The sequence below is a fragment of the Eubacteriaceae bacterium ES3 genome (assembly GCA_030586155.1).
In the GTDB taxonomy this organism is placed as follows: domain Bacteria; phylum Bacillota; class Clostridia; order Eubacteriales; family Eubacteriaceae; genus Acetobacterium.
Genome location: CP130741.1, coordinates 867,762 through 880,354, shown reverse-complemented (window position 1 = coordinate 880,354; position 12,593 = coordinate 867,762). Strand labels below are relative to the sequence as shown.

11 protein-coding genes are annotated in these 12,593 nt (G+C 40.3%); 5 read left to right on the top strand and 6 right to left on the bottom strand.

Features of this window, described 5'->3' with window-relative positions:
- Positions 1 to 244: 244 nt before the first annotated feature.
- From glpK to Q5O24_04030, 5 genes are all read left to right on the top strand, one after another.
- A complete protein-coding gene (gene glpK / locus Q5O24_04050) occupies positions 245 to 1,735 on the top strand; it encodes a glycerol kinase GlpK (protein WKY48495.1) in 1,491 nt (496 codons plus the stop codon).
- A 144-nt stretch (positions 1,736 to 1,879) separates the two neighbouring features.
- On the top strand, positions 1,880 to 2,485 hold the full coding sequence (locus Q5O24_04045) for a glycerol-3-phosphate responsive antiterminator (GenBank protein WKY48494.1): 606 nt from the start codon (positions 1,880 to 1,882) through the stop codon (positions 2,483 to 2,485).
- Between the two features lie 163 nt (positions 2,486 to 2,648).
- The gene (locus Q5O24_04040) at positions 2,649 to 4,118 is read left to right on the top strand and encodes an NAD(P)/FAD-dependent oxidoreductase (protein ID WKY48493.1); all 1,470 of its coding nucleotides are present in this window, start codon (positions 2,649 to 2,651) and stop codon (positions 4,116 to 4,118) included.
- A 2-nt stretch (positions 4,119 to 4,120) separates the two neighbouring features.
- Positions 4,121 to 5,389 carry an FAD-dependent oxidoreductase gene (locus Q5O24_04035; GenBank protein ID WKY48492.1) on the top strand — a complete coding sequence of 423 codons (1,269 nt, stop codon included), beginning with the start codon at positions 4,121 to 4,123 and terminating at the stop codon, positions 5,387 to 5,389.
- Positions 5,386 to 5,748 carry a DUF1667 domain-containing protein gene (locus Q5O24_04030; protein WKY48491.1) on the top strand — a complete coding sequence of 121 codons (363 nt, stop codon included), beginning with the start codon at positions 5,386 to 5,388 and terminating at the stop codon, positions 5,746 to 5,748. Before Q5O24_04035 ends, Q5O24_04030 begins: the two co-directional genes overlap by 4 nt.
- 88 nt (positions 5,749 to 5,836) lie before the next feature.
- Here Q5O24_04030 and Q5O24_04025 read toward each other — a convergent pair whose 3' ends face one another.
- From Q5O24_04025 to prfB, 6 genes are all read right to left on the bottom strand, one after another.
- Positions 5,837 to 6,580 carry a flavin reductase gene (locus Q5O24_04025; protein WKY48490.1) on the bottom strand — a complete coding sequence of 248 codons (744 nt, stop codon included), beginning with the start codon at positions 6,578 to 6,580 and terminating at the stop codon, positions 5,837 to 5,839.
- Between the two features lie 116 nt (positions 6,581 to 6,696).
- On the bottom strand, positions 6,697 to 9,057 hold the full coding sequence (locus Q5O24_04020) for a homocysteine S-methyltransferase family protein (GenBank protein WKY48489.1): 2,361 nt from the start codon (positions 9,055 to 9,057) through the stop codon (positions 6,697 to 6,699).
- A 14-nt stretch (positions 9,058 to 9,071) separates the two neighbouring features.
- A complete protein-coding gene (locus tag Q5O24_04015) occupies positions 9,072 to 9,860 on the bottom strand; it encodes a UPF0280 family protein (protein WKY48488.1) in 789 nt (262 codons plus the stop codon).
- Positions 9,806 to 10,210, bottom strand: a complete 405-nt coding sequence (locus Q5O24_04010) for an NIL domain-containing protein (GenBank protein WKY48487.1) — start codon at positions 10,208 to 10,210, stop codon at positions 9,806 to 9,808. The genes Q5O24_04015 and Q5O24_04010 overlap by 55 nt, the downstream gene beginning before the upstream one ends.
- A complete protein-coding gene (locus Q5O24_04005) occupies positions 10,210 to 11,373 on the bottom strand; it encodes a homocysteine biosynthesis protein (protein ID WKY48486.1) in 1,164 nt (387 codons plus the stop codon). The genes Q5O24_04010 and Q5O24_04005 overlap by 1 nt, the downstream gene beginning before the upstream one ends.
- Before the next feature lie 14 nt (positions 11,374 to 11,387).
- A protein-coding gene (gene prfB / locus Q5O24_04000; protein WKY48485.1) for a peptide chain release factor 2 occupies positions 11,388 to 12,504 on the bottom strand; the annotation gives its coding sequence in 2 pieces (ribosomal slippage) (positions 11,388 to 12,431 and positions 12,433 to 12,504; 1,116 coding nt in all).
- Between the last annotated feature and the right edge of the window lie 89 nt (positions 12,505 to 12,593).

Here is a 12,593-nt window from a genome sequence, read left to right as displayed (position 1 = left end):
CTTTACAAGTTTCATTTACTATGTTATTATTATCAAGAAATGTGAATTGCATTTTTTTATGCAATCTCGTAAATCGCAATAATTTTATATTTTGGCAGGAGTTTTGGAGGGCCGTACTTTCTTTTTTACATTAAGTAAATATGTAAATTTGTTAGTGTGCCCTTTTTTATTGCCGATTTCTCACCGATTTTTTTATGTCTATACATAATTAAATAAATAAAAAATAAATAGGGGGGTTATACTTATGAAAAAGTATATCTTATCACTGGATGCAGGAACTACAAGTTCAAGAGCGATTTTATTTAATCATGACAGCGAAATCGTTAGTGTTGCACAAAAAGAATTTACTCAGATTTATCCAAAAGCCGGTTGGGTTGAACATGATCCAATGGAAATTTGGGCTACCCAGAGTGGAGTTGTAACTGAAGCCATGTCAAAAATTGGTGCTACTGCCGATGAAATTGCCGCCATTGGTATTACCAATCAACGTGAGACTACTGTCGTTTGGGACAAAAAAACTGGCGAACCTATTTATAACGCAATTGTCTGGCAATGCCGACGAACTGCTTCTTTCTGTGACGAATTAAAAGCTAGAGGATTAGGCGACTATGTTCAGGATAATACTGGTCTAATTATCGACGCTTATTTCTCAGGTACAAAAATCAACTGGATCCTTAATAATGTTGAAGGTGCAAGAGAGCGTGCTGAAAAAGGCGAACTGGCTTTTGGTACCATTGATACATGGTTAATCTGGAAACTGACTGACGGAAAAGTTCATGTCACTGATTATTCAAATGCATCACGTACGATGGCTTTCAACATCAAAACATTAAAATGGGATGAAAAAATGCTGAAAGAACTGGATATTCCTGCTTCTATGTTACCTGAAGTCCGACCATCTTCTGATATTTACGGAACCACTTCTCTATTTGGTTCAGAAATTCCAATCGCCGGGGCTGCTGGTGACCAGCAGGCGGCTTTATTTGGACAAGCATGTTTCGAACCAGGAATGGCTAAAAATACATATGGAACCGGTTGCTTTATGCTTATGAATACTGGTGAAAAACCAGTTAAATCTAACAGTGGTCTAGTTACTACCATTGCCTGGGGACTTGACGGAACCGTTGAATATGCCTTGGAAGGCTCAATCTTTGTAGCAGGTGCCGCAATCCAATGGCTGCGAGATGAAGTTAAAATGGTTGATTCTTCTCCTGACAGTGAATTCTATTGCAATAAAGTAGCTGATACTAACGGTGTTTACATGGTACCTGCTTTTGTTGGCTTAGGCGCTCCTCACTGGGATATGTATGCTCGTGGTGCAATCCTTGGCTTAACTCGTGGTGCTAATAAGGCTCATTTAATTCGGGCAACTGTTGAATCACTGGCTTACCAGACAAAAGATGTTCTGGACGCTATGGAAAAAGATTCCAACATCAAACTGGCTTCTTTAAAAGTAGACGGTGGAGCATGTGCCAATAATTTCCTGATGCAGTTCCAGGCAGACATTCTGGGTGTTCCTGTTGATCGTCCATCGATCGTTGAAACAACCGCTATGGGTGCTGCTTATCTTGCTGGTCTGGCTGTTAAATTCTGGGATGGCAAAAACGATGTTACCGATGCCTGGAAACTAGATACATCATTTGCACCAATGATGGATGCAGATGTTCGGGCGAAATTATACGCTGGCTGGTTAAAAGCTGTTGAATGTTCAAAAAATTGGGAAGATGCTGAATAAAACATTTTCAGGTATGCAGATAAATTGAATTTATCTGCATACCTCCCTAATTATGTTAATATACTGTTAATTATTTTTTAATTATCCCTTTCTAATTTTATTTCTTATGTTATAATGTACAGAACGATTAGTTTGGGAGGGGCCATGTCAACGCAAAAATGTTTTTTGATGTTTAAGAACAACCCCATTATCGTTGCAGTTCGGGATCCAAGAGATTTGCAAGATGCCTTGAAATCTTCTTCAAAGATTATTTTTCTGCTAACCGGTAATGTTTTTAATTTAAAAAAAATGGTTGAGCTTTGTACCAGATCAGGAAAGTATGTTTTTACCCATTTGGATTTGGTTAAAGGGTATTCCCAGGATTCTTATTTTATAAAATATTTAAAAGAAGAAATCAAACCCACTGGCATCATTACCACTAAAAACAATATCATTACTCGCGCTAAACAGGAGAATCTGATGACCATCCAAAGACTTTTTCTTTTGGATTCATCAGCTATGGATGTATCCATTGATTCAGCCAGAAAAATAAAACCTGATGCTATTGAAGTATTGCCGGGACTTGTCCCAAAACTCATTCAGCAGGTCAAAAAAGAAGTGAATATTCCCATCGTAACAGGTGGTTTTATCCAAACTGAAGATGAAGTAAGATCATGTCTTGCAGCAGGTGCACTCTCATCAAGTACGTCACATAAACCTTTATGGAAAAAATTTGATATGATTCGTGCTGAATATAATCAGGATCAATAACAACAAATAAATATCAGGCAACGGAGAGCCACACTGTTTTTTTAAATCATCGGATTTAAGAAAATTGTGTGGTTTTTAATTTGAATTTATCTGCTTAACCGGTACTCATTCCGGGAATAATTAAATTAAGTGATAACTTATTATAGTCAAGGAGGAAAATAATATGTATGATATCGCTATCATTGGTGCTGGTATTGCTGGCTCCTATATTGCTAGAGAGTTGACCCGTTATAAATTAGATGTAGTTTTACTAGATGGTGAAAATGATGTTGGCAACCAGATTACGATGGCTAACTCAGCAATAGTACACGGCGGATATGATGCCCCATCCTATAAATTTAAAGGTAGATTTAATTCGCCCGGAAACATTATGTACGAAAAAATCTGTGATGATTTGGATGTTCCTTTTAAACAAATCGGATCGCTGGTTGTTGCTCACAATGAATATGAAATGGCAACTTTACACGAACTATATCAAAACGGCCTAAAAAACGGCGTACCAGGTCTGCGAATTATCTTTAAAGATGAGGTTCATCAAATGGAACCCAATTTGAACAAAGACATCTGCGGAGCCCTTTACTCTCCAACAGCCGGCGTTGTTTCTCCTTTTGAACTCTGCGTACATGCTGCTGAAAATGCGGTTGACAACGGCGTAACTTTAAAACTTAACCATCTGGTAACTGATATTGAAAAACTTGGTGATAGATTTAAAATCACGACTACCGCTGGTGAAATCGAAGCTAAAAAAATTATCAATGCCGCTGGTGTTTATGCTGATGATATATATGAAATGGTCGGCCAACCTTATTTTGAACTGTTGGCTAGAAAAGGAAACTATTTCATCTTTGATAAAGAAGCAGGATCTTTAGTTAACCGTGTCATTTTCCCATGCCCTACTAAAAAGGGAAAAGGTATTCTTGTCTCTCCTACAGTTCACGGCAATCTCCTAATCGGCCCCGATGCTGAACCAGTAGATAAGGGTGACATTGCAACCACCAGTGAAAGACTGGATTACATTAAACAAAACGCCTTGAAGAATGTACCTGAAATCCCCATGAACAAGATTATCAGATCTTATGCAGGCCTTCGTAATACTCCTGTTAAGGCTTCCTTTACAACTACTGATGGTGATTTTATCCTCGAGGAATCTCCGGTAAAAGGCTTTATCAACGTTGCCGGATATGAATCTCCGGGATTATCTTCGATTCCGGCTGTTGCCCACTATGTCGTAGAAGAGATTGTTGTCCCGATGTTTCCTGAAATCGAAGAAAATCCGGACTATAATCCCAAAGTCAAAAAACATTTACGCTTCGAAGAAATGAATGATGCCGAAAAAGAAGCCGTTATTAAGAAAGACCCCAAATATGGAAAAGTAATCTGTCGCTGTGAAACAATCACCGAAGGCGAAATTATCGATGTCATTCACCGTAGTGCAGGAGCTCGTACAGTAAAAGCCGTTAAAAAACGAACTCGTGCTGGAATGGGACGCTGTCAGGGTGGTTTCTGTTCACCACGTGTAGTTGAAATACTAGCACGCGAACTTAATTGCACCCTGGAAGATATCATGTATGACCAGCAGAATTCTGCCTATATCCTTTCCGGAAAAACAAAATCAGCTGCAGAGGAGGTATAAAAATGATTTATGATGTAGTAATATTAGGTGGCGGTCCAGCTGGACTGGCTGCTGCAGTTGAAGCTAAGAAAGACGGTGCAAATGATGTCCTGATCGTAGAACGTGACCGTGAACTGGGAGGAATTTTAAATCAGTGCATCCACAATGGTTTTGGACTTCATACCTTTAACGAAGAACTAACCGGCCCTGAATATGCCGAACGATATATTAAACAATCGATTGACCTTGACATTCCCTATTTTCTCAATACCATGGTTTTGGATCTGGTAGACCAGGGTGAGACGAAAGTCATTCATGTAATCAATGAAGAAAACGGTTATATGACAATCGAAACCAAGGCTGTTATTTTGACCATGGGATGTCGTGAGCGAACTTCAGGTGCTATTGGCATCCCCGGTTACAGACCAGCAGGCGTCTTTACTGCCGGTACCGCTCAGCGCTTTATCAATATGGAAGGGTATATGCCCGGTAAAGAAGTAGTTATTCTTGGCTCTGGAGATATCGGCCTGATTATGGCTCGCCGGATGACTTTAGAAGGTGCAAATGTAAAAGCAGTCTGTGAATTAATGCCTTATTCAAATGGTCTGGTACGAAATATCGTGCAGTGTCTGGACGATTATGATATTCCACTAAAACTCAGCCATACCATCACTTTTATTCATGGAAAGGATCGTCTTGAGGGTGTCACCATCGCTCAGGTCGATGACAAACTTAAACCGATTCCCGGAACAGATGAATATATATCATGTGACACGCTCCTGCTTTCAGTTGGTCTCATTCCAGAAAATGAGATTACCCGTAATGCTGGAATCGAGATGGACCGGCGCACTAATGGACCAGTGGTTGGTGAGCTGCGCCAAACATCTACACCCGGTGTATTTGCTTGTGGTAATGTCGTTCACGTCCACGACCTTGTTGACTTTGTGAGTGAGGAATCTGTATTAGCCGGAAAAGGTGCCTCATTGTATATAAAAGGTGAGTTGGACAGTGAGAACAACTTTACTACTGCAAATGGCGATGGTATCGGCTATGTTGTTCCCCAAAACGTTGCAATGAAAAATGTTTCTGATAATGTAACCTTCTATATGCGGGTCCGCCAGGTCTTTAAAGATAAGGTTGTAAATGCCTATCTGGGGGATGATCTGATCGCCACAAAAAAAGAAAAGAAATTATTGCCTGCAGAAATGGTTAACTTCAAAATCGCAAAAGATGTGTTGGAAAAATATCCTAACGGAGAAATCCGTTTTGTAGTGGAGGATGCAAAAAAATGAAAAAAGAAATGACTTGTATCGTATGTCCTATTGGATGTCAGATGACAGTTGAGAAAAAACCCGATGGCACTTATGATGTAACTGGAAATAACTGTAAACGCGGTCCTAAATATGCTGTTGCAGAAATGACCAATCCTACCCGCGTAATTCCAACGACTGTTGTAATTAAAAATGCCATGCTACCACGCCTCCCGGTTAAAACTGCTGAGCCGATTCCCAAAGGTAAAATTTTTGAAGCAATGGATGCCATTAACAAAGTATCTGTTGAAGCTCCGGTTAAAACCGGTGATGTAGTAATTAAAGATCTATTGGGTCTGGGTATAGATGTTGTCTCTACCCGAACCATGGATAAATGTTAAGTTAAACCCTTAACCCCATTTCCTCAAGAGCCCTCTGCCAATTCAGAGGGTAAAACAAAAGCCCCTGCCAATTCAGGGGCTTAATTTTTTAATATCGGGTTGCCCGGTAATAGGCATAGGTCATGGGTTCGTCCTTAGTAAAGGCATCACCTTCCAATACTTTTGCGATAAACATATAATGCGTGCCCAAATCAATGGTCTGCTCGACCTCGCATTCCACAAAACAAATCGAGTTCAAAAGGCCAGGACAGCCGGTTTTTTCGCCGGTAACATAACTCATATCCTTAAATTTATCAACATCTCGACCACTTTGGTAACCAAAATGTTTCACCAGGTCATGGTTTTCTTTGCCCATTATGGATACTCCAAAAACCCCAGATTTAAGTACATATTCTGCCGTTAAAGTTCCTTTACCCAGGCAGACACTGGCTTTAAGCGGAGTGTTGGTTACCTGAATAAAAGTATTAGAAACCATGGCATTGAGTTTATCTTCTTTTTTTGACGAAACGACATATAAACCATAAGAAATATTAAAGAGCAGCTGCTGAATGGCTTCACGTTTTTCATCCGGCAGATCGTCAGGGCTTTCCTCAACCAGAACAAACTTATCCGGTCCCACTCCGCAAATCGGACAAATATCAGGCGGCGTCTCTCCAGTATGAATATAGTTGCAAACTGTGCATCGCCATTTTTTTTCTTTCTTAACAGGTGCCTCTGCTTCTTCATCAATCAGCACAAATTTCTCAGGACCAACTCCACAAACAGGACATTTATCCGGGGGAGTATCCCCAGTATGAACATAATTACAAACTGTACATCGCCATTTTTTCATTTTGTTCCCCGCTTTCTCTGGTATAAATATTATAATCATTATAGATTATATTCGAATCGAAGTCAAAGCTTATTGTGGGTTCTACTAAATTTTGATACTTGAAATGCAATTTACTATTATTGATCTGACAATACTTTTCTGGCTATCATCGCGCCTTCACGCGCATCTTTTCCATAAAAATCAGCACCTATTTCCTTTGCATAGTCCGGCGTTAAAACAGCACCGCCAACCATAATGCTGATTCCAGAAACTTCATCTCGCAAGGTCTCGATAATGCTCTTCATGCTTCTGACTGTTGTTGTCATCAGGGCACTCAATCCTACCAGAGAAACCTGTTCGTTTTTAACAGCAGATAAAATACTGTCTGCTTTGACATCCTTACCAAGATCTATCACCGTGTAGCCATAATTTTCTAAAATGACTTTTAAAATATTTTTTCCGATATCATGAACATCCCCTTCAACTGTTGCCAGGATAATCTTACCTTTACTGACCTGAACTGTGCCTTCGCGATCCATTTTTTCTTTGATCGCTTCAAAAGCTTTTTGTGCTGTTTCAGCTGCAAACATCAGATGAGGCAAAAATACTTCACCTGTTTCAAAGGCATCCCCAACGGCATCCAGGCCAGGTATGATATCCTCGTTAACAATGTCCATCGGATCTTTAGATTCCAGAAGTTTTTCAGTAGCCTCTTTGGCCTTATCCGACTGTCCTTCTTCAATAATCATTCTAAGGCTTAATTTCTCGGTGCTAACCTTTATACTAGTCTCTTTAACTTCTTTATACTGATTGGCATATTCGATACATTGTCCATCATAACCCCACAAAGCTCTAAAAGCACTGACTGTATCCATCATTTCCTGATCGCCTGGATTCATTATCGGGTTAGTCAAACCATGATTTAAGGCCATCGTCAAAAACGTCCTATTTAAGAGTTCCCGATTCGGTAAACCAAATGAAATATTTGAGACACCCAAAACGGTTGGAATTCCGTAGCATTTTCTGATTTCACTAACCGCTTCAAGGGTTGCTTTAACCTCATTTTGCTGAGCTGAAGCCGTTAAAACCAAACAATCCATTAAAAAGTCTGAATGCTCTAGTCCATATTCCTGACCTGATTTAATAATTTTATCAGCAATTTCCAGTCTTTTCTCCACCGAATCAGGAATTCCGGCATCATCCATTGTTAAGCCCAAGACAAGCGCTCCATATTTTTTAGCAATTGGCAGGATTGCTTCAATTGATGACTTTTTCCCGTTCACCGAATTAATAATCGCTCTTCCGGGGTATGATCGAAGAACTGCTTCAATTACTTCTGGGTTGGAAGAGTCTATCTGAAGTGGCGTGTCTACCAGTTTAGAAATCGTCTCTACGGCTTTTTGCATCATTTTCTGCTCATCAATTCCAGGAAGACCTAAGTTTATATCCAGGATTATTGCTCCATCTTTTTTTTGACTGATGGCCAGATCAGAAACAATGTTCAGCTGTCCCTGTTTAAGTGACTCCTTCAGGACCTCATTTGTTGTCGGGTTGATAGATTCTCCAATAATCAGAACATCCTCTCCTAAAATCTCAGTTCTGCTTGAAGAAGATACTGCGGTTATTCGCTCTTTAGGTATATCCTCGATCGCTAAATCTTTTGTTGCAGCGACCATTTTTCTGATATGATCAGGTGTAGTTCCACAACAGCCTCCTAGAATCCTTGCCCCTGATTGAGCAATCTCTCGCATAAATTGTGCGAACTGATCAGAATTAATATCATAAACAGTTTTACCGTCAACAATTTTCGGCATTCCTGCATTGGGTTCAACCATAATTGGAATATTGGCATATTGAAGGATCTCTTTAATAACAGGCATCATTCCGTCAGGTCCCGTGGAACAGTTAATCCCAATGGCATCAACTCCTAACCCTTGCAGAATATTGACCACTGTAAGAGGATCGCTTCCTGTCAAAGTTCTGCCATTTTCTTCATAAGTCATTGAAACCATAATCGGAAGATCTGAAACTTCCCTGGCAGCTATGACTGCGGCTCGGGCTTCGCAAATGTCAGTAATTGTTTCAATCACAATCAGGTCGGCTCCAGCTTTCTGACCGGCTTCTATCACTTCTTTAAATATCGAAACCGCCTGTTCAAAATCTATTTCTCCAAGCGAACCAATTAAAGCCCCAATTGGACCGATATCCAGGCCGACAAAATCGGGGTTGACCGCCCTGGCATTTTCCATTGCTGCTGCAACGATTTCTGCTACTGAATAAATACTTTTTTTAAGTTTATAACGGTTAGCACCAAATGTACTGCATAAAATGATGTTAGCCCCAGCATCACAATAAGACTGGTGTATCTCTCTAATCACTTCCGGATGAGTTATATTGAGTTCTTCCGGTATCAGGCCAATGGAGGGAAGGCGTTCCTGCAACATACTTCCCATTGCTCCGTCCAGATAAAGTCTTTTCGATTTTAAAATATTTTTCATTCTATCCTCCAAAACTAACACAACTCAATTCTTCCCCAAGCCCCCATTTTATCTTCTATAATAATCAGAGCACCCAGAACTCCGGGGATATTTTTCGCCCACTCAAGACCTTTTTCGATGTCTTCCATCTTTTCAATACGATTACCCAGGGCTGTAGCCGCAGCATCAGCAAGCGCTGGATTTTCACTGATTACGGTGACTGAATCAGCTTTACCAAAGCTCAATGAATGGCCCATCGTTCCAGATGATGTACAAATTCCCAGAGCTTTCCAATATGGTTTTATCTTCAAACCCAAATTCTTAAAATGTTCATTGTTTGTATACAGTGCAATCCTTCTTGTCTTATCGGACTGGAGAAAAATATCTCCGCCATTTTCAATAATTACTTCGGTAGAATTCAAACTGATTATCTTCCCTATCTGCCTGGCCATAGCACCGGCGACTGCTCCCATAGGGCCAATACCAGCCTTATGGGCCGCTTCAATCATTTCACTGACAATTGGTGCTGCAGCTCCCCGTTGACGTACGGGAATCAAAGAATGGACAAAACCGGGATTTCTTTTTTCATAATCAAGTATTGCTGACCGCTGTTTAATTACTTCTTCATGAATCATTTTAATAAAAGCCGGATTCACTGCCTGCGGCTCTATCCCTATATAAAGATCTGTTTCCATTTCTTCAATCTGAAAATATGAAAGATCTGAAGCTTTCATTGCTTCGCGATAAACTCGTTCTTCAAAAATCATGGCTATATCAAAGCCCGAATTGCCCGCATCGGACAGGCCTGAACACACTGCATACACTCAAGACATTTATCCTCATGATGAACCAGATTCCAGTTTTCATCCATTTCCAGAGCGTCTACTGAACATACCGCTGTACAGGCTCCACAATCTACGCATTGCTGATGCTCAACTTCAATTACAGACTGAATTTCTCTAACCCCAACCTGATGTTCTCTCAAAAATGTCATTCCCTTTTCGATATTTTCATTTTCTCCACGAACTTCCAGAAGTAGTGTCCCCTTTACGTTGTCATCAATAAAGGCTTTTAAAATATTAAAATCCAGATGATAGGTTTTAATCAGCTCCATCGCCACGGGTTCCCCAGCAGAACCTTGAGGAAAAGATAATAACAATTTTTTCACTACCATTATTTTTCCGCCTTTCTGATTTCCAGTCCATTCACTGTATTGGCCATGGGAAATTGCATGATCGGCTCCTGCAGATAAAACTGCTGATTGACAATCCAGCCCTTTAATTCATCGGCAATTTCTCTAGCCCGTTTTAGACTTGACATTGGTGAAGTCTTGATTTTCTTGCCAGAAACATCAACACTTCCGCTGCGTAACTCTTCGTAACTTACTCTTTTGATCACTGGTTTTGACTTGCTCTGAACACTGTAATCAATAATATTCGTTGTCAGCTCTTTATTGGTCACTGACACAAACTTCATCATTTCTTCGTCTAGGATTGGAATCGGAATTCCTACGCCAACAAACATTGACGTGCCATATTTCTCATAAGCAGCACCTCTAATATAGCGAGGATCCATTTCCTTCATGTTGCCAATCAGCGCCAATGTCGCACCTGGTGTTTGCGGAAAACCATTTTCATCTCGAGCGCAGGCAGTATTAAACTGAGTACCCATCCAGGAAACAAAGCCTTGTGCACCACCAAAAAAGATTCGTGTTCCCATTCCAATTGTCCTCAGCAGGGGATCATTTAATAATGGACTGAGCTGACCTGAAGTACTGTAAGTGATATTTCCCATGTTGGGTTTTAAAATCCCCATATAGGTGTAAATTCTTTTAGCTGATGTATTAATTGCGGCATTATAATTTTGATAAACATTTCTGGGATTGTAAAGATAGGCTTCGTTCAAATCGTCAAGATCCACCCATGTATCAATTTCTGTCCGTGGATAGCAGTCTGTTCCCGCAGATTTTGCGACCAAATGGACAGATTTTCTGGCTATCAGATCTTCAATAACATGAGCGCCACCATATTCAATGCCCTGATCACAGGAGGGTTGAGTAGCTCCCAGATAAGTATCGACAGCAGCCAATCCGCCATAAGCTTCAACATTATTAATCATAATTTCACTCATTCGAATCGCTGGATCCGAATGTCCGAAATTGAGAAAGGCACCTGATGAACACATGGGGCCAAAAGTAGCTGTGGTCACAACATCGACATAATCAGCCGCTTCTTTTATACCCCGTTCTTTTACAATATCAATAACCTCTTCGGCAGTTACAACTACTGCATCACCGTTTTTAATTTTTTCATTTATTTGAGCATAGGTTTTCGCCATATTATCCTCCACCATTATTCCTTTGTCTGTCCGCTGGCTGTCTCGACAATTGAATTCAGATATGCATTCATAAAAGCATCCAATTCACCATCCATTACACTTTGCACATTGCCCACTTCTACATTCGTCCGATGGTCTTTGACCATATTGTAGGGGTGAAAAACATATGAACGGATTTGGCTACCCCAGGCGATTTGACTGTAGTCTCCCTTGATATCCTCGATATGCTCCATTTTTTCCTGTTCCATGATTTCAACAAGTTTACCTTTAAGCATATTCATGGCAACATCCTTATTCTGATGCTGCGAACGTTCATTCTGGCACTGTACAACCACACCCGTCGGCAAGTGGGTAATACGCACGGCTGATTCAGTCTTATTAACATGCTGTCCGCCGGCACCACTGGCTCGATAAGTGTCGATTCGCAAATCGTCTGGTTTAATTTCAATTTCTACTGAATCGTCAACTTCTGGAACCACATCTAATGAAGCAAATGAAGTGTGGCGTCTTCCAGATGAATCAAAGGGCGAGATTCGGACCAGCCGGTGAACCCCTCTTTCGGTTTTCAAATAACCATATGCATTGATTCCTTCGATCATTAATGTAACACTCTTAATTCCGGCAACATCTCCTGGCTGCAAATCAAGAGTCTTTACTTTATAGCCTTTTTTCTCAGCCCATCGGGTGTACATTCTCAATAGCATCTCAGCCCAATCCTGAGATTCAGTCCCACCTGCGCCAGGGTGTAGGGAAATGATTGCATTATTGCTATCAAATTCGCCTGAAAGAATGGTCTCAATATGAAAGGACTCAATTTTTTCACTAAGTTTTTTTAGGTTGTCTGAAAATTCATCAAACTCTTCTCCGGCTTCAATAAGCTCAACCATTACCTGAATATCATCCAGCTCTTCTGAAAGCGCATCGAAATGATCGGTCTTCATTTTTAGAATTTTCAATTCTTTTAAAACAACCTGAGCCTGTTTCTGGTCATTCCAGAAATCAGCCTGTTCAGTGGCCTCTTCGAGCGTCCCGATTCGTTCTTTTAAGGTTGGTAAGTCAAAGAGAGTTCCCCAGTTCTGTCAGTTTTTTTTCCATTGATTGGATTAATAATTTATCTTCATATAAATCCATATCATTCTCACATCCTTTCATCTTAAAACGAAGCAAACTTTAAGCAGTTTGCACAAGTCAATTTATATTTGAAATTAAATAATTTTATC